Raw genomic sequence first — 22,529 nt, 5'->3', positions numbered from 1 at the left:
CTTCCGGGTGGGTGATAAGGCGGGTTATTTCTGCTCCGCCATGGCTTCTTTGTAGAGTGATTTGCGCGGCTCAGCGAAGACCTTGCGCAGCATGGGTTCGAAGTAATCCAGTGGCAGGATTTCTCCGTCTGGATCGAAGGCGGGGGAATCGTATTTGCTGACGAACTCCAGGGTCTGCCGGTAATGCGGGTGATCCTTGAAGTTCTCGCGCATGTCGCGATTCATGCCCAGGTAATGGAAGAAGTAGTAACCCTGGAAGATGGCGTGGTGTTTCACCATCCAGTGGTTGGCATCGCTGACGAATGGTTCCAGCAGCACGGCGGCCACGTCGGCGTGGTTGAAGGTGCCCAGGGTGTCGCCGATGTCGTGCAGCAGCGCGCAGACCACGTATTCGTCATCCTTGCCGTCGCGATGGGCCAGGGTGGCGGTTTGCAGGCAGTGCTGGAAACGGTCGATCTTGAAACCACCGAAGTCACCTTCCAGCAGGCGCAGGTGCGTCATGATGCGATCGGACAGGCCTTTGCTGAAATCGCCGAAGGACTTGGCGATGATCTGCCAGTCCTCGCCGGTGCCGTCCTTCATGTGGGTGAACTGGGCGCGGGGTGCGGTCATGTCATTCATGGTGCGCTCCTTATTCCGCGTAGCCGGGGTTGTTGCGGTCCAGCTTGCGTAGCAGGCCGGGCCACGCCAGGTTGCCGCCCATTCCCTTGGTCACCTGTGCTGCTGCTGCTTGATGGTGTCGACGATACCAGCGGGGATCGGGGTCAGTGGGCGGTTGCCGGACAGGGCTTGCAGCTGGATTTCGCAGGCCCGTTGCAGGATGTACATGCCCAGGAAGGTATCAGCGATGGTGCTGCCCACGGTGAGCAGACCATGGTTACGCAGGATCATGAAGTTGGCGTCGCCCAGGTCGGCTTGCAGGCGCGCTTTTTCATCGTCGCGCAGGGCCACGCCTTCGTAGTCGTGATAGGCCAGGCTGGCCAGCGGGAACAGGCTCTGTTGCGACAGGGCCAGCAAACCTTCCTGCTGGGCGGAGACGGCGACGCCGGCGGTGGTGTGGGTGTGCATGACACAGGCGGCATCGTCGCGCACGGCGTGGATGGCGCTGTGGATGGTGAACCCGGCCGGGTTGATGTCGTAATCGCTGTCGTCGAGCTTGTTACCTTCCTGATCCACGCGCACCAGGCTAGAGGCGGTGATCTCGTCGAACATCATGCCGTAGGGGTTGATCAGGAAATGATGCTCGTCGCCGGGGATGCGGGCGGACAGGTGGGTAAAGATAAGATCATCCCAGCCGTGCAGGGCGATGAGCCGGTAGGCGGCGGCGAGATCCACGCGCAGCTGCCATTCTTCGGCGCTGACGCTGCCTTTCTTGGAGGGGACGGTGGCTGGGTTAATGGTGACCTGGCTGTTCATGTAGCGCTCTCCCGTTATGTGGGTCTTATTTGGGTCAGGGACCCTTATTTAAGGTAATCGATTTTCCAATCCCTTGAGTGTAGGCCCGGGGTTAGGGAGAAAACTGTCAACTGGTTTACAATTGCTCCATGACGGATGCCTATACGGTGCTGCGGCACTGCCCCTTACTGGCCGGATTTCCCGATGCTGCCCTGCATGAAGCGGCGCGGCACGCCCGGGTGCGTTCGTTTCAGGCCAACCAGCCGATTTATGAGAAGGGCGAACCCCAGTCCAACCTGTGTGTGATTGCCGAGGGCCTGGTGCGGATCAGTTCGGTGAATGCCCAGGGTCAGGAAGCCGTGCTGATCATTTTTGACAGCGGTACCTGGTTTGGCGATGCGGTGTTTTCCCCCGGTACCGGGCGGGTCTATGGCGCCACGGCCCATGAGGCGGCGGTGTTGGTGGAAGTGCCGGGCCCTTTTTTCCGCGACTTGCTGCAACGTTACCCGCAGAGCTACCCGGTGGTGCTGGATCTGATCAGCCAGCGGCTGTGGTCCGCCATCTCCATGATTGAAGAAGACGCGCTGCGGGGGACTCAGGCGAGGATCGGGCAGCGCTTGCTGTTCCTGTCGCAAATGCAGCGGGGTGGCAAGCCGGAAAGTGGACCGGTGACGGTGCGCCTGACCCGTGAACATATTGCCAACATGATGGGGATGACCCGCCAGGGCGTGCACCGGACGCTCAAGGCGTTTGAGGCACAGGGGCTGATCACGCTGGGCTATGGGCGCATTACTATTGAAGATGAGGCGGCGCTGCGGGAGCACTTGGCGACGTTGAATTGATGCTAAGTGCAGGATGTCGGATTACGCCTTTCAGGCTAATTCGACCTACTTACAGTATTCCCCACATACGACTCGTAGGTCGTGTTAGGCCGAAGGCCGTAACCCGACATTCCTGCTGTGGTTTGATTTCAGACAGACATAAAAAAACCGGCGTTGGCCGGTTTTTTTATGTCGCTAATTAGCGCACGTCCGTTTAACACACTTCCATGCCCGGTTTGGCGCCGCTGTCCGGGCTGAGGATGTGAATGTCATCCCCGCCGGGGCCGGCGGCCAGTACCATGCCTTCGGAGACGCCGAACTTCATCTTGCGCGGTGCCAGGTTGGCTACCAGTACCACCAGTTTGCCTTCCAGCTCTTCCGGTGCGTAACGCGACTTGATGCCGGCGAAGACGTTGCGCTCGCCCAGCTCGCCCACGTCCAGTGTCAGCTGCAGCAGCTTGTCGGCGCCTTCCACGTGAGCGGCCTTGGCCACACGGGCCACGCGCAGTTTTACCTTGAGAAAATCATCAATGCTGATGGTGTCGTCGTCTGCGTCCGCTTTTTTCGCGTCTGCTTTCTTGGGCTTGTCGGCAACCGGTGCGGGTGTGCTGTCCTTGGAATCCGCCAGCATGGCTTCGACCTGCGCCATGTCGATACGGTTGAGCAGAGGTTTGAACTTGGCGATTTCATGGCCCAGCAGCAACTGGTCCGCGTCTGCCCAGGTAAGCGGTTCCACCTGCATGAAAGCTTCGGCACGCTCGGCCAACGCCGGCAACACCGGTTTCAGGTAGATCACCAGCAAGCGGAACACGTTGATGGCGGTGCTGCAGATGGCCAGCACTTCCTGCTCCTTGCCTTCTTCCTTGGCCAGACTCCAGGGTGCCTTGTCGGCGATGTAGCCGTTGGCGTGATCGGCCAGTGCCATGATTTCACGCATGGCCTTGCCGAATTCGCGTTTCTCGTAGAAATCGGCAATGCGTGGGCCCGCTTCCTGGACTTCGCGCACCAGCATCATGTTGTCCAGGTCGGTACTGAGCGTGCCGCCGAACTTCTTCACGAAGTTGCCGGTGCGGCTGGCGATGTTGACCAACTTGCCGACCAGGTCGGAGTTCACTCGCTGGGCGAAGTCTTCCAGATTCAGGTCGAAATCATCCACCCGGCTGGAGAGTTTGGCGGCGAAGTAGTAGCGCAGGTACTCCGGGCTCAGGTGGTCCAGATAGGTGCGGGCCTTGATGAAGGTGCCGCGGGACTTGGACATTTTGGCGCCGTTCACGGTGACAAAGCCGTGGCTGTAGATGGCGGTGGGTTTGCGCAACCCGGCGCCGTCCAGCATGGCGGGCCAGAACAGGCCATGGAAGTTGATGATGTCCTTGCCGATGAAATGGTACAGCTCGGCGGTGGAGTCCTTGCCCCAGTAATCGTCGAAGCTCAGGCCTTCGCGATCACAATAGTTCTGGAAGCTGGCCATGTAGCCGATGGGGGCATCCAGCCACACGTAGAAATATTTGCCCGGGTAGCCGGGGATCTCAAAGCCGAAGTAGGGGGCTTCACGGGAGATATCCCAGGGCTGCAGGTCTTCGATCCATTCCTGCAGTTTGTTGGCTACCTGCTCCTGCAGGGCGCCGGAGCGGGTCCATTCGCGCAGCAGAGGCTCGAACTTGGGCAGGTCGAAGAAGAGCTGGGTGGTTTCCTTTTCCACCGGGGTGGCGCCGCTGACCGAGGAATAGGGATCGATCAACTCTGCCGGGGTATAGGTGGCGCCACAGACTTCGCAGTTGTCGCCGTACTGGTCTTCGCTCTTGCACTTGGGGCAGGTGCCCTTGACGAAGCGATCGGCCAGGAACATGCCTTTCTGTGGGTCGTACAACTGGGTAATGGTCTTTTCCAGGATGTAACCGGCATCCTTGTTGCGCTGGAAAACCATTTCTGACAGCGCCCGGTTCTCGGCGCTGTGAGTGCTGTAGTAGTTGTCGAAATTCACCTGGAAGTCGGCAAAGTCCCGCTCGTGGTCCGCTTTCACCTGGGCAATCTGTTGCTCCGGGGTGACGCCGTTTTCCTCGGCCTTGAGCATGATGGCGGTGCCGTGGGCATCGTCAGCGCAGACATAGGTGCACTGCTGGCCACGGAGCTTCTGGAAGCGAACCCAGATGTCGGTCTGGATGTATTCCAGCAAATGGCCGAGATGAATGGGGCCATTGGCGTAGGGAAGGGCACTGGTGACCAGTATCTTGCGGGGAGTGTCACTCATGGGAACGGTATCGATTTCCAAAAAATGGGTGGCCTATGATACGGGGGCTGCCGGGGTTTTTCATCCTGTGTTCTTCGCTGTCTGCGGTGCCGGTTTTGTACGCGTGCTGACGGCCATACCAGGAACGGCACCGCTGGAGTGAACGGGCGTTGTGGCGGTGCGGCGATGTGCTAGGGTTTGCGGTTAGTTGTGAGGGGGTGGGCAATGTCGCTGAGAGTTCGTATTCGCTGGTTACTGGTGGTCTCTGCCGCTATTTGTGTGGCGCTGGCAACGGTGGCCCTGTACTGGGTAAACCTGTCGTTGGTGGATACCCTTGCGGAGCGCAATGCGGAACGTGAGCTGGGCAAGGTGGAAGCCGCTTTCCTGGACCAGTTGTCGGTGTTGCGGGTACGGGCGCAGGACTGGAGCCAGCAGCCCGAGCAGGCGCCGCTGAATCAGGGGGGCGTTGGCCACCTGGACCTGATGATGGCGCTGGATAACGATGCCATTCGTTGGGATAACGGGGAGCCGGGAGTGAATTCGCCGGTGTTCGAGACCTTGGCGCAGCGTTTCACTGAACAGGGCTGCATGCCGATTTGGGGGGTGGTGAAGGTAGAAGGCAGGCCTTTGCTGTTCAGTACCGCGGTGGAAAATGGCTGTCAGGCCTATCTGCTGGGGGTGTGGCTGGATAGCGGCTGGTTGAGTTACCTGTCCGAGCGGGTAGGGCATGCCTTGTACGTGCAGGAAGCCCAGAGTGACGGCCAGTTAATGCGGGGTCTGGGTGAGGTGGAAGGCGGGCAGTTACAGGGGCGTTTTCCCATTCCGGATTTCCTCGGGGGCACGCCGTTGGCGGTGATTGTCGAGATCCCCCATGACGGTTACCAGAGTATGCTCTATGCGGTTTTGTTGGTGGCGCTGATTATGGTGGTGCTGACCTCGATAACCGTGTTCGTCATCAATTGCCGTATTCAGCCCATGCTGTTTGGGCGTTTGCGGCTGGTGCATAACGCCGTGCGATCGATTGCCCGTGGTGGGGCGCTGGACCAGCGTGTACCGGTGCTGGGCCGCGATGAGATCGGTGCCCTGGCGGAAGACTTCAATGCCATGGTGGACAGTATTCACCATGCCCAGACCCAGCTCGCGCAAGCCAGGATGCAGGCAGAGGACGCGAGCCAGACCAAAAGCCAGTTTCTGGCCAATATCAGCCATGAAATCCGCACGCCAATGACGGCCATTCTCGGTTACACCGAGCTGTTGCGCGATGGCTCGCTGAATGCCACAGACAAGCGGCGCTACCTGACCATCATCCAGCACAATGGCGATGCGCTACTGGCGCTGATTAATGATGTGCTGGATCTGTCACGGATCGAGGCTGGCCAATTGCACCCGGAACAACGGCTGTTTTCTGCCCGGGTGCTGCTTGATGAAGTCATCGACAGCTTGCAGTTGCGGGCCACCGAGAAGGACATCGACCTGCGTATCCATTACCTGACGGACTTGCCGCCAACGGTCAGTGGGGATGCGTTCCGCCTGCGCCAGATACTGGTCAACCTGATTGGTAATGCGGTGAAGTTTACCGAGCGCGGGCGGGTGCATGTGGGGGTTAACTGGGATGAAGAGGCGTCGCGTCTGAATGTGTCAGTGGAAGACACCGGGATTGGCATCAGTGAAGGCGAGCTGAGCCGCATCTTCCTGCCCTTCTCCCAGGCGGATGCATCGCATACTCGTCGCTATACCGGTACCGGTCTGGGGTTGAGCATCGCGCGACAATTGGCCCGTGCCCAGGACGGTGACATCCAGGTCTTCAGCACCCTGAACCAGGGTAGCTGCTTTGTGCTGGATATTCCGCTGGTGCGTGCCTGTGACACGGTTTCACAAACCGCTGGCGACAGGCCGGATGCCCTGCCTGCGTCCCGGGAAGCGCTGGCTGCGCTGGAGGGGGTGCGGGCGTTGCTGGTGGAGGACAACGAAGTGAACCGTCTGTTTGTGCGCAAGGTGCTGGAGCAGGTGGGCATGCGGGTAACCGAAGCAGAGCACGGGCGAGAAGCCTGTGCGGTCTTTCATGGCGCAGACGGCGCTTACGACCTGGTGGTACTGGATATGCAGATGCCGGTGATGGATGGCTATGAGACTGCGCAGGCCCTGCGCGATCGGGGGTTTGATGGGCCTCTGCTGGCTCTGACGGCCAACGTGCTGGCGGTGGATCGCCAGCGCTGCCTGGAAGCCGGTTGCAATGCCTTTTTGGGTAAACCGGTGCGGGTCAGGGAGTTGCTGGCGGTGTGCGCGCAGCTCCTTAACCCGTCAGAGGTTTCCGTTAGCCGCTAATGTTTCTGGAAACCTGGGGAACCTCTGGATAACTCCTTGCATGCTCAGCGTGACCTGGAGCGTACAGCTGTTGTGTCTTGTCTCGACGGTAAGGGTGGCTCCCTTTCCTAGAGACAGGGCGCAGCAGATGTGCGCTCCAGGCCGCGCCCTTCGGGTCTTCCAGGCTGCCCCGCACTCGTTGTTGCGCTTTTTCGATGGATGGACATACACCTTCAAAAACGCGCCTAGATTGCGAGCCAGCCTGAAAGACTGAGCACGTAAGGAGTTATCCAGAGGTTCCCTGGCCACGCCTGAGTGCATCGTGGACCTGTTGTTGGGAGACCGGTTTGCTGAGGTAGTCATCCACACCCGCGTCACGGGCTTTCTGCACATAGTCACCGGTAGCGTGGGCCGACAGGGCGATGATCCAGCAGTGCGGTGGTGTCTCCTGGGCGGTTTCCAGGGCACGAATTTCCCGGGTGGCCTGGTAGCCATCCATCACCGGCATCTCACAGTCCATGAAAATGATATCCCAGTAATCCGGGTGGTTGCGGACCTGCTCTACAGCCTGGGCTCCGTCGCTGACCAGCGTGGCATGGATACCTAACGATTTGAGGATGCTGTCGATCACCAGCTGGTTGACGGCATTGTCTTCCGCCACGATCACCTTGAGCATATTGGCGCGGTCCAGCCGGATCAGTGGCTCTTTCGCGGTGGAGGGAGCACGCGATTCGTCGGGGCCGGTGAGCAGGCTGCGTTTCAGCGCCTGACAGGAAAAGGGCGTTTCTATCAGTAGCAAGTCTTCCGGCAGGGTGTCGCTGAGCGGCTGCCCGGTGGGATGCAACAGCACCAGTGCCGGGTTGTCGAAGTGAGCGCGCAGGCGTTCTACGTAGTGGGGATCTTCCAGCACAGGTAGTTCCGCGATGAGATAGTCCACGGCTTGGCTGGGGCTGGCAGGATCAAGCGCGGTAATGACGTCACGGTATTCCAGCGTCTTGGCGCCCCAACGGCTGAGAATCTGCGAGAGGCTTAGCAATTGCGGAGCAGTGCTGGAGATGATCGCGGCGGTCCGGTTTGCCAGCACCGGTTGTTTCTGAATTTTTTCCACTTCCACCGGCAGGGATAGCCAGAATGTGGCCCCGCGGCCCAGAGAGCTGGAGACGCCGATGTCACCGCCGAGCAGCTCGATCAACCGTTTGCAGATCACCAGCCCAAGGCCGGCGCCGTTGTGTTTGCCCTTGGCGGACAGATCGCTGAACGCCTGGAACAAGGACGACTGCTGGCCTTCATCCAGGCCGATCCCGGTGTCGACCACTTCAATCATCAGCACGCACATGCCCTTGTTATTCACCGGTTGCTTCAGGTTCACGTGCAGGGCGACGTGACCGCGGTCGGTGAATTTGAAGGCATTGCTGAGCAGGTTGGTAATGATTTGCTTGAGGCGAATCGGATCGGTTTTGATGCGTTCAGGTACCCGGCTGTCGATATGAATATACAGCGGCAGGGATTTTTCGCTGGAACGCAGGGCAAACAGCCGCACGCAATCATCGACGATGTTTTCCAGTGCAATAGGCTGGTAATCCAGCTCCAGTTTCCCGGACTCGATCTTCGAGTAATCGAGAATGTCGTTGATGACGGTCAGTAACGACTGGGTGGACTGATAAATGGTGCCTACATATTGCGCTTGTTGATGGGTCATGCTGGTGCGGCGCAGCAGGTCGGTCATGCCCATGATGCCGTTCATGGGCGTGCGAATTTCATGGCTCATGGTGGCGAGGAATTCGCTTTTGGCGTGGTTTCTGGCGCCGGCCTTGAACGCTTCCATTTCCGCGATGGCCCGGTCGCGCACGGAATCGGAATGGGCTTCCTTCAAGCGGTTGATGCGCCGGGCGAGAGCCAGGGAAAGCAGCACGACTTCCAGAAAGACGCCTATCTGTACCAAGTTTTCGGTCAGAGAATTGCGTGGAACAACGCCGTATTTATTCAGTGCCATGGCCGCTGCGCCGACAATAAAGCAGGACCAGGCAATGGTGAAAATGCGCGCATCCGGGTCGCCGGCGCGGGTGCGAATCAGGCCGACGAAGAAGATACTGAAATCCATCAGCAAAATGGCACTGACGGAAATCGGAATCAGGAAAGTGCGGCTGGTAAAAGGCGCCGCGAGAAAGAGTACGGTGCCAATGCCCACCAGCATTTGCAGCCACATGGCCAGGCGCGGTGCTTTTTCCCGTAGCGACAGAAAGTGCAAGGTAAAGAGTGGCGGAAGCAGCACAATCAGGGGCAGCAGGTAATGAATCATGTACTGGCTGATCAGGGTGGAATGCGGCCACAGATAACGGTGGGCATAGCCATGCAATACCGCCATGAACAGGGTGACCACGGCGGACCAGCACACATACAACAAATAGACTTTTTCGCGAATGGAAAAGAACAGCGACAGGTTATAGAGAATCATCACCAGCATGCCGCCGAAGAAAATTCCCTGCACCACGCTTTGTGTTTGCGTCGAGGCGTTGTAACTTTCCTGTGACAGCAATTCCAGTGGCAGCTGGATGCTGTGTGCAGAGGCGACCTTGAGGAAAATGTCGTTGTCGGTGCCTGTGGGTAAGGTCAGCGGGAACGCGGGCGTTGGGGCTGTGCCTGGGCGTACGGAAAAATCCCGGTCCATGCCTGCCTGAAAGTGGGCGACCAGCGTGCCGCCGGCATCGATCTGGTAGACATCCACTTCACCGAGCATGGCGTAGTCGATTTGCAGCTGCCAGTCAGGATGAAGTCGATTAAGATTGCGAACTGAGAAGCGGAACCAGCAATGATCGGTGGTAAAGCCTAAATTCGGCGTGCTGGCTCCGGATGGTTGCCAGGGCAGGTCGGTGCGCTGAAGAATGGCATTAATGCCGGGTGACTGATCCGCAGGCGTGCAGAAGGTGTACAGGCCCTGATAGGGGTGCATGTGTTCCTGCTGTTCGCCGATGATTTGGGTGTCCGGTCCTTTGGCTGAGGCCAGGGAAGACAGGCAAATCGAGAAAAAAGCGACGAACAAAAGCAGAGCGGCTTTCGAGTCCTTGAACAAAGTGTCTTTATCCTGAATAGACGGGGTGACATCACCTCTAATCAGTGATGCTAGCAGCGTGAGCCGGGGGGCTCAATGCAGGGGGAGAATAACAGATGACAGGGATAGTGAACCGCTTTGCGGTGGGGCCAATTACCGGTGAGTCAGGGAAAAGCCATGTGCGCCTTTTCGGGGCATTGCCGAAAGGGGAGCTGGGCGCGGGCAACAAGCTTATGTGGGGGCGGGTTCGCTGGCGCAAACAGGGGGGCGGCAGCTGGTCTGAACCCCGTAAGTTTCGCCTTAATGGCAACTTCGATGGCTCCGGGGTGGTGGTGATCAACGGGCTTGAGCCTGGCACCCGCTATCAGTATCAGGCCGGTTGGGTGAGCAGCGAAGAGGATGGTGCACCACTGGACTGGCACGCCATTGAGAGCGGCTGTTTTTCCACCGACCAGCCCACGGCTGATCAGACAACCTTCTTGTTTGGTTCCTGTTGTTACCGGTTTGTCGGGCTGGATGGGATTATCCAGGATGATCGCGCCGACAAGATTTTTGCGGAAATGTCGGTGCAGGCGGAGCAACACAAACCGGATTTTGTCCTGTTTGGTGGTGATCAGGTCTATGCCGATTCCATGTACAGCATTGGCGCGGCGGCCACCCGTGACGATTTCGATTCCCTCTATCGGGCCAGTTTTTCCCAGAAGCACCTGGCCAAATTGTTAAGGGAAACCAACAGCTACATGATCCTGGATGATCATGAAATTGAGAATAACTGGCCGGCCAAGGCCGACGCCGAGTTATGGACGAACAAGTATCCGGCAGCGATCAAGGCATACCAGATTTACCAGGCATCTCATTCCCCGGCGGCCCCATTGAATGAGGCTGGCACCTATCTGGACCGTGACCCGGATAAGTTCTGGTACACCTTTTCCCGTGGTCCGGCGGATTTCTTTGTAATGGATGTGCGTACCGAGCGGGTGCTTAGCCGCTGGCCCTGGCAACGCAAGATGATCAGCGAGGTGCAGGAGCAGGCGTTCGTCGAATGGCTGGACCGTGACCCCGAGCGCGTCAAGGTGCTGGTGACTTCCGTGGTGATGTTTCCGGAACAGCGGCGCCCGTTTCGTGGCAAAGATGCCTGGGAAGGCTTTCGCCATCAGCGCCAGCGACTACTGGCTGCGATGGCAAAAAGTGCGAGCCAGAAACTGGTGGTGCTTAGCGGTGATGTGCATGCTTCCCTGTATGCCAGTTTGACCTTGAACGGTGGCAAAAAGGTACATAGCTGGACATGTTCCGGGCTGTTCTGGCCCACCGCCTTGTTTGCGTTCCGCTGGTATCGCCCGATGATTCGGGTGCCGGGGCTGCTCTATAGCGGCTGGGGGCGCCCGTTGGGGCAAGTCAGCGTGCCGGGTGAGGTCTTTAGCGACAATGCATTTTCGGTGGTGTCCTTCGATGACAGGGGCGCCCGATTTGCGTTGTTCGATCGCCGGAACCGGCCAGTGCCGGATGCAAGCCGAACCATCGAATGGTAAGCGGTCCGTGAGAGAGGGTGGCGGGTTTCTCATGCTGCCCATGGCGAAAAGCTTACATGAGTTGGCGCTTTTTTCGTCTTACCCCGGGTAGGCCGTTTCCCTAAAGTGGATCTTGCAAGGACGCGATGGAACACGGATGTTCGATTTCGGCCCGGTACAGCCTAGCCCGCCAACCCCAAATGGCGGGCTTTTCTTTTTCTGGGGTGTCCTCTTTCCTGTTTTCCCCTTTGATTGCCCATAACAGAACACCGATAATGTACCGCTTCACAGCAGGAGTCGGTCATGTCTGAGCAAGTAGAACAGCGGGAAATCCTCAAAGCCAAACTCAATCAGGAAACCGCCAAGGCTAGCTGGAAAGAGCTACAGCCGTTCTTTGCCCGTGGCCAGACGGTCTATGTGGCGCCGGAACTGGATTTGATTGAAGTCGCACTGGCGTTTTCAGACGATGAGGCCGCGCAAATTGCCCTGTGGCGGGACAAGGCCCAGGTCGACAAGGTTACCGATGAGCAGGCAGCGGCGTGGTTCGCGGCAGATAAAGGCTTGTGGACAGTGGTGCTACCGCCCTGGGTGCTGGTGCAGCCGGAGTCCGTGCAGTAACTCGATCTGTTGCCACAGACTCGTCGGCAATAGAGCGTTTGTCACGCGGTAACGCTGCCCAGTGGGTAACGCTCCTGGCATCTGGAATGCCGCCCCTTTCGATTCCTACTTTCTTGCTCGACCCTGACTTCGCGTCCCTCACTGCGGCTTATGCGGTGGGGGGCGAGTCCTGATGCCGTGTCCGGTACTCGCCGGGGGGCAGCCCCAGCCACCGTTTGAAAGCCTTGTTGAATGACGAGGGATCTTCATAACCCAGCTGCTGCGCGATCTCGGCAAAGCCTGCTTCGCTGTAGCGGACCAGTTGCTCGGCCAACTCTGCGCGGACTTGATCCAGCAGATCCCGGAACCGGGTATGGTGCGCGTTCAGGCGCCGCTGAAGGTTCCGCACGCTCATGTTCAGGCTATTGGCCAAAGCCTGCTGGTCGTAATGGCCTTCCTCCAGTTGATGGCGCAGGCGTTCGCGAATCAGGTCAATCAGGTGGTGATCGCGCAGGGAATTCAGGGTCTTGTCGCAGTGGATCAGCGCTTGCTGAAAACGCTCGTCATCGTGATTGGGGTTGAGCGTATCGAGAATGTGGGCAGGGAACAGCACCTGATCGTGCTCGCGACTCGCGGTGACCGGGGCCTTCAATAAAGCGCTGAATAGCTCGGTATGGGCAGTGTTCTCTCGCAGGTGAACGTGGACGTCTTCACTGGCCTGCACGCCCAGAGCCACGTCTGCCAGCCGCAAAAAACCACTCAGTACGGCATGGGTCTGCATGGTATGGAGTGGGGCGTCACCATTGGCAGCGCAGCGCACCGCAACATACTCGTCTTGCAGGTGAATGGTTACTTGCTGGGCTTCCGTGAGTAGCGGCCAGTACTGTTCCAGGACTTTCAGCGCCTGCCAGCCATCGCGGTAGTAGTGCAGGGCATCCCCCAGGGGGGCGATATCGGGGAGGAGAATTTGTTGGCCAATGCGAATGCCCATGGCCGGGTCACCAAGTTTCCTTTCCGCCTGCTCGAACAGCCGATGAATCGCGGACACGTCCAGACGCTCATCATTCTCGGTCAGTAGAGATGCCGGCAAACTGGCGTTGGTAAACAGTTCCAGCAGATCGAGCCCTTGGCGCTGCCAGTAACGCAGGTCACTGCGGAACATGGAGATGTGTTTGCTGAACATGGGTTGCCTCTAATCTTTTATTCTTATGTCGTTGTTTTAAAACGGCATTGGTTTTTGGCGACACACTCCCTGTTTGGCTGGCGTCTGGCGCCATATGTTGCTCTTCCTCTCCCTCGTAAGGTAGCCACTTCGTACGATAGTACATCGCTCTGTGCGTAATAACGCACCATTTTGCGATATATGTGGCGCGAAAACCCTCAAAACGGTGACTTACGTCACGCTTTTGTCCTGATGTTAGGGAGAGAGATAATAATGAATACAACTAAGAACAAGTTCGTAGATGTGCCGGCGGCTCGCCTGCTAGCGCCGCTGGCCCTGGCCGTATCACTGGCCGCCTGTGGCGGTGGTGGCAGCAGTAGTGGTGGTGGTGCTAATGGTGGTGGTGAGAACCCGGTGGGCTATCAGTTCCCGCAGGACATGCCAGCCGATGTACCGCAGCAGGAAATCGCCTGTGGTGGTGACGACGCCATCATGTTGGATGCGAATAACATTACTGACAGCGCCAAGATTGCTTTCCTTGATGCTCAGGACGGGGATGTGATCGCGTTCCCGGAAGGGCGCTTTGACCTGAACGATACGCTGACCCTGGATGGTGAACTGGGTGGCGCACGCATTGCAGACATTACAATTTGTGGCCAGGGCATGGACAAGACCATCCTGGATTTCAGCAATTCCGTAGGTGATGACGGTCTGTTTATCACCAACATCAATGATGTGGAAGTCTACGGCCTGGCCGTAGTGGAAGCGGCCAACAATGCCATCAAGTTCCAGCATGCTGATGGTGTGCGTATCAACTACACCGCGACGGTATGGCAGGGTGAGCCGGACAAGGGCAACGGCGCTTACGGCCTGTACCCGGTAGAAAGCAGCAATGTGCTGGTGGAAAACAGCTACGTACGCGGTTCTGCGGATGCCGGTGTCTATGTGGGGCAGTCACAGAACATTGTTGTGCGCAACAACGTGGCCGAATACAACGTGGCGGGGATCGAAATCGAGAACTCCACCGGTGCGGACATGTACAACAATATCGCCCGTTTCAATACCGGTGGTTTGCTGGTATTCGATCTGCCCATCGGTAATGGCACCTATGGTTCTGGTGTGCGGGTCTTCGGTAACACCGTGACTGAAAACAACACCAAGAACTTTGCCAATAGCAGCAGCAACCCGGGTGGCGTTCATATCGTGCCGCCGGGCACAGGTGTCATCGTTCTGTCCACTGACGATGTGGAAATTTTCGATAACGAGATTGCCGATCACGATACCCTGGCAGTGGCAGTGACCAGCTTCTTTATCGCCGATGAAAACGCGGCGGGTCCCGATTATCAGTCCATCATCGCCGACGGTTGGCTGCCAGTTGTGCGCAATATTCATGTGCACGATAACGCCATCACCAATGCCGGTTCCGCACCGAATGGGGCGTTGATTCAGGACATGATTACGCTGTTCACCCTGACTCCGGAACTGCAGTGGCCGGGCATTCTGTATGACGGTCTAGGCGAGCAGCTGGCTAACAGCAGCGCTTTGCTGCCAGTGGCTGACGCTTATGAAGAGGGCGAGAAGGTTTGTTTCCAGAACAACGGCGACACCCTGATCGGCTATCCCTACGACCCGGCCACCGCTGCCACCATGTCCGGCCCGACGCTGAGCCCGGCAGTGGGTGCAGATCTGCTGGATTGCAGCCAGCCGGCGTTGCCTGCGGCCACCTTGACCTTCAAGGGTGAGCAGTTTGGTTGTGGCGTGGATGACACCACCAGCGAGCACTGCAAGCCGGCCCCTGTTCTCTAACGTTTGTTTATCTTTTCTACCTGTCTGATTTCGGGGCGGCCTGTCGCCGCCCCGAAGCAGGAGTCATGACATGAAAACATTAATGCAGATTTCTCTGCTTTCTACCGCCGCAATACTGACCGCCTGTGGCGGCGGTGGCGGTAGTAGCGGCGGTGGAGGTGCTGGTACTGGTGGCGGCGACCCGGTGGCCAGGAACTGCCAGATCAGTGACAGCGCGGACGTAAACTGGGACGCACTGGAAAATGACAACCTGGAAAAGCTCTCGGACTACAACCTCTTTACCAGCAGCTGTGACCCCACCCGGGATGCCCACGGTGGCATAGCCTATGACCTGAATACGCCTTTGTTCTCTGACTACACCAGCAAATACCGGTTTGTGTTTGTGCCGGATGGACAGAGTGCCACCTACAATGAAGACACTGTTTTCGACTTCCCGGTGGGCACCGTTATTACCAAGACTTTTGCCTTGCCGGCGGATACCGCTTACCGCGGTTATGATCCGCAGACGAGCACGGAAACGTTGCTGGAAACCCGCCTGTTGATTCATCGTGCTGGCGGCTGGACCGCGCTGCCTTATGTGTGGAACGCAGACGGCACCGAGGCGACCTACCGGGTTCAGGGGGCACAGTTGCCCGCGACACTGGTGCACAACGGTGCCCAGGAATCCTTCACCTATTCCGTGCCCGACAAGGCGCAGTGCAAGCAGTGCCACAGCCATGATACCGGCGATACCAATGTGTTTATTCCCATCGGTCCCAAGGCCCGTCATCTCAATGGTGATATGGACTATGGCAGTGGCCCGGAAAACCAGCTGAGTCACTGGAGCGACGCGGGTATTCTCAGTGGCCTTCCGGCTCTGGATCAGGTGGACAAGGTGCCGAGCTACCACGATGCTGATGCGGGCTTGATCAGTGGTTACAGCGATGAACAACTGATGGCGGCGGCAAAAGGCTACCTGGATGTGAACTGTGCCCATTGCCACGGCGTGGGAGGCACTGCGGCCTACACCGGTTTGCAGCTGGAGTTCTGGCGCGACTATGACACCGAGAAAGAAAAGCACGGTGTCTGCAAGGGCCCCATCGCCTATGACCAGGGTGAAATGACCTACGACGTGGTGCCGGGTAACGCAGACGAATCGATCCTGCATTTCCGCATGGATACCACCAACCCGCAGGACAGTATGCCGCGCCTTGGCCGAGCGCTGATCCATGAGGAAGGTGTTGCTCTGGTGAAGGCCTGGATCAACAGCCTGCCTGACGCGTCCTGTTCCTCCAAGTGAGGGTGATGCAGTGATAGCAAGAAACGGTCTGTATAGCATCTTGTTATTGCTGCTGACGGCTTGTGGTGGCAGTGGTGGCGGTAGCGATACGGCCGCCACGGCACCTGAGCCCGAGCCGGATATCACCGACCCGCGCTGTCTTGCCGACAGCGACGGGCCGAACTGGCAAGCGCTGGCGGAAGTGAATTGCCCGCGCCTGTCCCAGTATCAGCTGTTTTCTGATGGCCGTGATCCTCGTGTGGGCCCCACTGGGCCGGGGCTGCCATTTGCCCCGGCCAGTGGCCTTTTTAGTGATCATGCCACCAAGTACCGATTTGTTTTTCTGCCCGAAGGGAGCACGGCACAATACCGTGACACTTTTGGGCTGGTATTCCCGGTGGGCACCGTGATGGTGAAAACCTTCGCCTTGCCGGTCAGCGCTGCCGGGGGCGATGACCGTCTGATGGAAACCCGCCTGTTGATCCACCGGGCCTCCGGCTGGGTGGGGTTGCCGTATCAGTGGCAAGCGGATGGCCAGGATGCCACGCTGGCACGGACCGGCAAGGTGATCGACAGCTATGTCATGGTCGACGGTGTGCAGCAGGATTTCCGCTACCAGATCCCCGATGTGCTGACCTGCCGCAAGTGTCACCAGGGCCGCACTGACAATGAAGTGATGACCCCGCTGGGTACAACGGTTCGTCAGTTGAATCATGATTTTCCCTACGCCGGTGGAGCCAAAAATCAGCTGGTTTACTGGCAGAAAAACGGCATGCTGGCTGATGCGCCTGCCCCGGCAAGCTGGCCCCGCGCTGTGGATTGGCATGACACCAGCGAACCGCTGGACCTGCGCGTGCGTTCCTATCTGGATACCAACTGCAGCCATTGCCACAGTGATGTGGGCAGCGGTGCGCTGTCGGGCCTGCGGCTGGAAATGTGGCGAGACCCTACCGATTACTTCTATGGCATCTGCAACCGGGCGCAGGGGTATTACGGTGGGCCGTTGGGCCTCACCTACGATATCGTGCCCGGCAATGCGGCTGACTCGGTGTTGCCGTTCCGGCTGGGTGCTCAGCGCCATACCGATAATGCCAAGGATATGATGCCACCGCTGGGCCGCAGCCTTGCAGACCACGATGCGGTCGCACTGGTGCGCCAGTGGATTGATGCGATGCCCGCGAAAGCGTGCGCCACACTGGATTAAACTCCCGCCTGCTTGCGTCTTTCTGCGCTGGCTGCTCTTGTTCACCCCGCAACTCGCGATAACGTTTTTTGTGCTGTCATCCTGCTGTCCTGATGGAATGGTTTGATTACTTGAAACAGCAGGCTGGTATTGGCCGCGGCCACCGGTATAGAGTGAGCGAAAGGGCCTGCAGGGCGCGCCCGGCCGGCCTGGTGAAAGCCCGGAGAACGTGACCTCTCACGTGATCCGGTTTTACGTAGCAACGTTGCATCGTCACTTTGCATAGTCACTTTGCAGAGAAACGGTGTAGAGAAACTTTGCAGAGTCACAAGGACGCCGGAGGTTTCGATGCAGGATGACATCGCTCAACGCCAGGCGCTGTTGCAGGCCCAGCTGGAAGGGCAGGTCACTGCCCACATCGGTGCTGACCACCAGTCTCTGTTTCGCAGCTTTCTCGCTGCCTATTATGAAATGAGCAGTCTGGCCGCGCTGACGGCCCGGCCCCCGGAACAACTCTTCCATATCGCCCAGCAGCACTGGCTGATGGCGCACCAGCGCCACCCCGGCGAAACCCTGATTCACCTGAAGCCTCCCTGTCGCCCCGGCGGCCTTGCCGCGTTGCGCACCGTTACCGATGACGTCCCCTTTCTGGTGGATTCGGTGGCCATGGCTGTGCGTGATGCCGGCACCGCCATCGACTGGACTGTGCACCCGGTCATTCAGGTGCGACGCGATGCCCATGGGCATCTGACCCAGGTCACGGGGGTGGGTGATGGCGAGCAGCCGGCGGAGTCCATGATCTACGTGGAATTCGAACCGCTGGCAGACGACGAGGATTATGCCCGCCTGCAGGACATTCTCGAGCGCGTGCTGGGTGATCTGCGCGTGGTGGTGGACGACTTCGAGCCCATGCTCGACAACCTGGAAGCGACCCGCAGCAACCTGTCGGCCAGTTACCCGGAGCGGGATCAGCAGGAGTTACAGGAAGCTACCGGCTTTATCGAATGGTTGTCCGAAGACCACTTTACCTTTCTGGGATATGCCCGCTCCGAAGCGAAAGCGGTGGACGGTGGCATGCAACTGCATCTGGTGGACGAGGCCGGTCTTGGTCTGGCGCGACCCGGCAGTCCTTACGCCAACGCGGATGAATTTATTGCGCCCCATGACGAAATGGCCAAATACATCCGCCATGGTCGTCTGGTGGTCGTAACCAAAGCCAATGTACGCTCGCCCATTCATCATCCGCACTATATGGATGTGGTATCCGTGAAGCGCCTGGCCGCTGATGGATCGGTGGAAGGCACCGACCGCTATATCGGGCTGTTTTCCCTGGATGCTTACATCAATCGTCCCCGGGACATTCCACTGATTCGCCGCAAGGTGAATTACGTGCTGGACCGTTCCCGGTTGCCGGAACGCTCGCATTCCGGCAAACACCTGCGCGATATCATTTACCAGCTTCCCCGCGATGAGCTGTTCCAGTGTAGTGAGGAAGAGCTGTACGACATCTGCATGGGTATTCGCGCCCTGCGTGATCGTCATCATCTGCGGGTATTCATGCGCCGGGACCGCTATGGGCGTTTTTATTCGTGCATGATTTACCTGAGCCGCGAACGCTACTCCCGGGAATTGCGCGACAAGGTCACCGCCGAGCTGATGACGCTGTGCAACGGTCGCTCCGTGGAACGCACCGTGGATTTCCTCCGCGAAGGGCTGGCCCGGATTCACTGCATTGTGCGTATTCCCCAGGGCACACAGCTGGCCATGACCGACAGCCAGGTGGAGCAACGGCTGATTGAAATTACCCGTTCCTGGTCGGACCAGTTACGGGAAGTGTTGCGCGAAAGTGGCTACCAGGATGAGCAGGGCGACAAGGTGGGTAGCCGGGCCGATGACGGGGCTGCCCTGGCCCTGCGTTACGGTGACGCCTTTCCCCTGGGTTACCGGGAAGCGCACAGTGCCGTGGAAGCCGCCGCCGACCTGCAATACCTGACGCAGTTGTCTGCCGCCCAACCGGTGCTGCCCAGCCTGGCCATTACCGATGCAGACGGTGCGGCGTGCCCGACCAGCCTGCGGCTTTATAGCCTGAATAATCCCATTGGCTTGTCCGATGTGCTGCCCGCACTGGAGAATTTTGGTTTGCGGGTAGTGCGCCAGAACCCGACCCGGGTGACGCCCCGTGATGGCGATCCCCGCTGGATTCAGGTTTTCGACGTGCAGGTCCACGGCGAGTGTTCCCTGGGGCCGGCCCAGCAGAAGCGCTACTTCGAAGATGCTTTCCTGCAATGCTGGAATGGCCATACGGAAAATGACGGCCTGAATCGACTGGTGTTGCTGGCGGGCCTGAATGCCCGCCAGGTGGTGTGCCTGCGTACCCTGACCAAATACCTGATCCAAACCGGGTTGCCGTATTCGCAAAACTATATGGAAGAGTTGCTGGCGGAACATGCGCGCATTGCCCGCTTGCTGGTGCAGCTTTTCGAAACCCGCTTTGACCCGCAGCTGACTGACAGCCGTCGTGATAATGAAGGGCTGAAACTGGCACAGAACCTGGACCATGAACTCGATGGCGTGGCGTCTCTGGATGCGGACCGGGTGCTGCGGGCGTTCCTGAGTGTGGTGCGCGCGGGCCTGCGTACCAATTTCTATCAGCAGGACGCGGGCGGGCACGACAAAGCCTATGTCAGCCTGAAGCTCGATCCGAAGCAGGTGTCGGAGTTGCCGCCGCCGTTGCCCATGTACGAAACCTTTGTGTATTCACCCACCATGGAAGGCATCCACTTGCGTGGTGGGCCGGTGGCCCGTGGCGGCCTGCGCTGGTCCGACCGGCGTGAGGATTTCCGCACCGAGGTGCTGGGCCTGGTCAAGGCGCAAATGGTCAAGAACGCCATCATTGTGCCGGTGGGGGCCAAGGGCGGTTTTGTGGTGAAAGGCGGCACACCGGGAGATCGGGACGCGTGGCAACAGCAGGGTATTGCCTGCTACAAGGAGTTCATCCGTGGCCTGCTGGACCTCACTGACAATCGCGAAGGCGACGCGATTGTGGCACCGGAACAGGTGGTGCGCCACGACGGCGATGACCCCTATCTGGTGGTGGCCGCGGACAAGGGCACCGCGACCTTCTCGGATATTGCCAATGGCCTGGCAGATGAATACGGCTTCTGGCTGGGCGATGCCTTTGCCTCTGGCGGCAGTGCCGGTTACGACCACAAGCAAATGGGGATTACCGCACGCGGTGCCTGGGAAAGCGTCAAGCGCCATTTCCGTGAACAGGACAAGGATATCCAGACGCAGCCGTTTACCGTGGTGGGGATCGGCGACATGGGCGGCGATGTGTTTGGCAACGGTATGCTGTTGTCGGACCAGATTCAATTAGTCGCGGCCTTCAATCACCTGCACATCTTTATCGACCCAAACCCGGATCCGGCGGCCACCTTTGCCGAGCGCCAGCGCCTGTTCACGACCCGGGGCGCCACCTGGGATGATTTCGACCGCGAGGCCATGTCCGAGGGCGGCGGTGTCTGGTCGCGCAGCGCCAAGAGCATCGAACTCAGTGAACCGGCCTGCCAGGCGCTGGGCATCAGTGAACGGACGCTGACCCCGGCAGAATTGATCATGGCGATTCTCAAGGCGCCGGTGGAGCTGCTCTGGAACGGCGGTATCGGCACCTATGTGAAAGGCAGTAACGAGAGTCATAGCCAGGTGGGAGACCGGGCCAACGATGCCATTCGTGTGAACGGCAAGGAACTGCGCTGCCAGGTAGTGGGTGAGGGCGGCAACCTGGGGCTCACGCAACTGGGGCGCATTGAATTTGCGCTCAATGGCGGGCGGATCAATACCGACGCCATTGATAACTCCGGCGGTGTGCACAGCTCTGACCGGGAAGTGAATATCAAGATTCCGCTTAACCAGCGTTTGCGTGACGGGCGGCTGGATCGCGATACCCGCGACCCCTTGTTGGTGCGCATGACCGACGATGTGGCCGATGCGGTGCTGCACGACAACTACGTGCAGAGCCTGGCTCTAAGCCTGCTGGAATACAACGCGGCGTCGCGGCTGGATGAGCACGCCAACCACCTGCGTACGCTGGAGCGTCAGGCCATGCTGGTGCGCACGGTGGAGTACCTGCCGGATGATGAATCACTCAGCGAACGTCGCACCCGCGGCAAAGGGCTGACCCGCCCGGAACTGTCGGTGTTGTTGTCCTATACCAAGAATGCGCTGTTCGATGCCTTGCTGGCGTCGGATGTCCCCGATGATGCGTTCTTTGACCAGGACGTGCTGCATTACTTTCCGCAGGAACTGGTGGAATCCTTCGGCGATGATCTGCTCAACCATGGCCTGCGCCGGGAGTTGATCGCCACGGTGCTGGCCAACGCGGTGGTCAACCGGATGGGGTTCGCCTTTGTGCATCGGTATGCGGATGAGCATGGCTTGTCGTTGCACCGTTTGGTGAAGGCGTACGCCATGGCCCATGCGGTGTTCGATGGCGACCTGTATTGGGCGCCGGTGGATGGCCTGGACGGGCGCGTGGACAGCCAGGTGCAGCTACGGCTTTATGGTCGGGTGATCGGGCTGATGAAACACGTGACCACCTGGCTGATTCATTACAAATGGGGGCGGCGTCCGGTGGCAGAAGCGGTGGCTCGCTACCGCAAGGCCATTGCCGAGCTGGAAGGCATGCTGCCTGAGGCACTGCCGGGCAGTTATCGGCAGGAATGGGATCAGGCCGTGGAGGGCATGAAAGACGATGGCGTGCCCGAGAAAGAGGCGAAGCTGTTAGCCAATACCATGGTGCTGGGGTGTGCCCCGGATATTGTTGAGCTTGCTTCGCTGGCCCAGGTGCCGCTGAAACTGGCGGCGGAAGTGTACTTTCTGGTGGGCGATAAGCTGCAGATTCTGTGGCTGCTGTCGTCGATTCTGGATCTGTCCGTGCAAGATCGCTGGCAAGCACTGGCCCGTGCCAACCTGCGCGAAGATTCCTACCGCCTGCACCGCCAAGTAGCCGCCAAGGTGCTGGAGTATGAGGGTGACAACGCCGCCGCACGCTTTGCCGCCTGGGAAGAAAAATCCCGCCGCAAGGTGGCCTTTGGTATCCACCGTTTGCAGACCCTGCAGGCGGATGGCCCCCACGACTTCATGACACTGGCGGTGGGGGTGCGGGAACTGCGTAAACTGCGAAGCCTGTAACTCGCGGAAGTCGGTACCACACGGAATGC

Annotated in this window: 14 protein-coding genes; 9 read left to right on the top strand and 5 right to left on the bottom strand. The window is 58.9% G+C overall.

Annotation, left to right across the window (positions count from 1 at the left end; translation table 11 throughout):
- Positions 1 to 24 precede the first annotated feature (24 nt).
- A complete protein-coding gene (locus ADG881_RS03645) occupies positions 25 to 621 on the bottom strand; it encodes an HD domain-containing protein (RefSeq protein WP_007150245.1) in 597 nt (198 codons plus the stop codon).
- A 90-nt stretch (positions 622 to 711) separates the two neighbouring features.
- Positions 712 to 1,416 carry a class II aldolase/adducin family protein gene (locus ADG881_RS03640; RefSeq protein ID WP_007150767.1) on the bottom strand — a complete coding sequence of 235 codons (705 nt, stop codon included), beginning with the start codon at positions 1,414 to 1,416 and terminating at the stop codon, positions 712 to 714.
- A gap of 128 nt (positions 1,417 to 1,544) precedes the next feature.
- Between ADG881_RS03640 and ADG881_RS03635 the strand changes: the two genes are divergently transcribed.
- Positions 1,545 to 2,237 (top strand): Crp/Fnr family transcriptional regulator, encoded by a 693-nt coding sequence (locus ADG881_RS03635; RefSeq protein ID WP_007149074.1) that lies wholly within the window; start codon positions 1,545 to 1,547, stop codon positions 2,235 to 2,237.
- 193 nt (positions 2,238 to 2,430) lie between these two features.
- Here the strand turns inward: ADG881_RS03635 and metG are convergent, their stop codons facing one another.
- Positions 2,431 to 4,464 carry a methionine--tRNA ligase gene (gene metG, locus ADG881_RS03630; protein ID WP_039926064.1) on the bottom strand — a complete coding sequence of 678 codons (2,034 nt, stop codon included), beginning with the start codon at positions 4,462 to 4,464 and terminating at the stop codon, positions 2,431 to 2,433.
- Here metG and ADG881_RS17475 point away from each other — a divergent pair.
- Both ADG881_RS17475 and ADG881_RS03625 read left to right on the top strand, forming a co-directional pair.
- Positions 4,463 to 4,606: a hypothetical protein gene (locus ADG881_RS17475; protein WP_156790329.1), complete on the top strand. Its 144-nt coding sequence runs from the start codon at positions 4,463 to 4,465 to the stop codon at positions 4,604 to 4,606. The genes metG and ADG881_RS17475 overlap by 2 nt on opposite strands.
- Positions 4,607 to 4,668: 62 nt before the next feature.
- Complete coding sequence (locus ADG881_RS03625; protein ID WP_007149791.1) at positions 4,669 to 6,768, top strand: ATP-binding protein; 2,100 nt, start codon at positions 4,669 to 4,671, stop codon at positions 6,766 to 6,768.
- Between the two features lie 265 nt (positions 6,769 to 7,033).
- Here ADG881_RS03625 and ADG881_RS03620 read toward each other — a convergent pair whose 3' ends face one another.
- Positions 7,034 to 9,817: a hybrid sensor histidine kinase/response regulator gene (locus ADG881_RS03620; RefSeq protein ID WP_007150266.1), complete on the bottom strand. Its 2,784-nt coding sequence runs from the start codon at positions 9,815 to 9,817 to the stop codon at positions 7,034 to 7,036.
- 95 nt (positions 9,818 to 9,912) lie between these two features.
- Here ADG881_RS03620 and ADG881_RS03615 point away from each other — a divergent pair, with 95 nt between their 5' ends.
- Positions 9,913 to 11,325, top strand: a complete 1,413-nt coding sequence (locus tag ADG881_RS03615) for an alkaline phosphatase D family protein (protein WP_039926062.1) — start codon at positions 9,913 to 9,915, stop codon at positions 11,323 to 11,325.
- Between the two features lie 282 nt (positions 11,326 to 11,607).
- Positions 11,608 to 11,922, top strand: coding sequence for a DUF2288 domain-containing protein (locus tag ADG881_RS03610; protein ID WP_007148927.1), 315 nt, complete (start codon positions 11,608 to 11,610; stop codon positions 11,920 to 11,922).
- Between the two features lie 148 nt (positions 11,923 to 12,070).
- Here ADG881_RS03610 and ADG881_RS03605 read toward each other — a convergent pair whose 3' ends face one another.
- A complete protein-coding gene (locus tag ADG881_RS03605; protein WP_007148738.1) occupies positions 12,071 to 13,084 on the bottom strand; it encodes an AraC family transcriptional regulator in 1,014 nt (337 codons plus the stop codon).
- Between the two features lie 252 nt (positions 13,085 to 13,336).
- Here ADG881_RS03605 and ADG881_RS03600 point away from each other — a divergent pair, with 252 nt between their 5' ends.
- The 4 genes from ADG881_RS03600 to ADG881_RS03585 all read left to right on the top strand — a co-directional run bounded on the left by ADG881_RS03600 (position 13,337) and on the right by ADG881_RS03585 (position 22,500).
- Positions 13,337 to 14,869, top strand: a complete 1,533-nt coding sequence (locus ADG881_RS03600) for a parallel beta-helix domain-containing protein (protein WP_007151261.1) — start codon at positions 13,337 to 13,339, stop codon at positions 14,867 to 14,869.
- A 70-nt stretch (positions 14,870 to 14,939) separates the two neighbouring features.
- On the top strand, positions 14,940 to 16,148 hold the full coding sequence (locus ADG881_RS03595; RefSeq protein ID WP_007149331.1) for an SO2930 family diheme c-type cytochrome: 1,209 nt from the start codon (positions 14,940 to 14,942) through the stop codon (positions 16,146 to 16,148).
- A 10-nt stretch (positions 16,149 to 16,158) separates the two neighbouring features.
- On the top strand, positions 16,159 to 17,331 hold the full coding sequence (locus tag ADG881_RS03590; RefSeq protein WP_198004988.1) for an SO2930 family diheme c-type cytochrome: 1,173 nt from the start codon (positions 16,159 to 16,161) through the stop codon (positions 17,329 to 17,331).
- A gap of 327 nt (positions 17,332 to 17,658) precedes the next feature.
- On the top strand, positions 17,659 to 22,500 hold the full coding sequence (locus tag ADG881_RS03585; protein WP_007148436.1) for an NAD-glutamate dehydrogenase: 4,842 nt from the start codon (positions 17,659 to 17,661) through the stop codon (positions 22,498 to 22,500).
- Positions 22,501 to 22,529: the final 29 nt, after the last annotated feature.

Source organism: Alcanivorax sp. DG881, from assembly GCF_000155615.1.
GTDB lineage: Bacteria > Pseudomonadota > Gammaproteobacteria > Pseudomonadales > Alcanivoracaceae > Alcanivorax.
The sequence above is the reverse complement of the archived record's forward strand: the minus strand, read 5'-3'. Positions and strand labels throughout refer to the sequence as shown.

What these genes read in the sequence shown, in the direction of transcription:
- ADG881_RS03605 (WP_007148738.1), bottom strand. Translation starts at nt 13,084, where the DNA reads ATGTTCAGCAAACACATCTCCATGTTCCGCAGTGACCTGCGTTACTGG.
- ADG881_RS17475 (WP_156790329.1), top strand. Translation starts at nt 4,463, where the DNA reads ATGGGAACGGTATCGATTTCCAAAAAATGGGTGGCCTATGATACGGGG.
- ADG881_RS03610 (WP_007148927.1), top strand. Translation starts at nt 11,608, where the DNA reads ATGTCTGAGCAAGTAGAACAGCGGGAAATCCTCAAAGCCAAACTCAAT.
- ADG881_RS03595 (WP_007149331.1), top strand. Translation starts at nt 14,940, where the DNA reads ATGAAAACATTAATGCAGATTTCTCTGCTTTCTACCGCCGCAATACTG.
- ADG881_RS03585 (WP_007148436.1), top strand. Translation starts at nt 17,659, where the DNA reads ATGCAGGATGACATCGCTCAACGCCAGGCGCTGTTGCAGGCCCAGCTG.
- ADG881_RS03645 (WP_007150245.1), bottom strand. Translation starts at nt 621, where the DNA reads ATGAATGACATGACCGCACCCCGCGCCCAGTTCACCCACATGAAGGAC.
- ADG881_RS03635 (WP_007149074.1), top strand. Translation starts at nt 1,545, where the DNA reads ATGACGGATGCCTATACGGTGCTGCGGCACTGCCCCTTACTGGCCGGA.
- ADG881_RS03640 (WP_007150767.1), bottom strand. Translation starts at nt 1,416, where the DNA reads ATGAACAGCCAGGTCACCATTAACCCAGCCACCGTCCCCTCCAAGAAA.
- metG (WP_039926064.1), bottom strand. Translation starts at nt 4,464, where the DNA reads ATGAGTGACACTCCCCGCAAGATACTGGTCACCAGTGCCCTTCCCTAC.
- ADG881_RS03625 (WP_007149791.1), top strand. Translation starts at nt 4,669, where the DNA reads ATGTCGCTGAGAGTTCGTATTCGCTGGTTACTGGTGGTCTCTGCCGCT.
- ADG881_RS03615 (WP_039926062.1), top strand. Translation starts at nt 9,913, where the DNA reads ATGACAGGGATAGTGAACCGCTTTGCGGTGGGGCCAATTACCGGTGAG.
- ADG881_RS03600 (WP_007151261.1), top strand. Translation starts at nt 13,337, where the DNA reads ATGAATACAACTAAGAACAAGTTCGTAGATGTGCCGGCGGCTCGCCTG.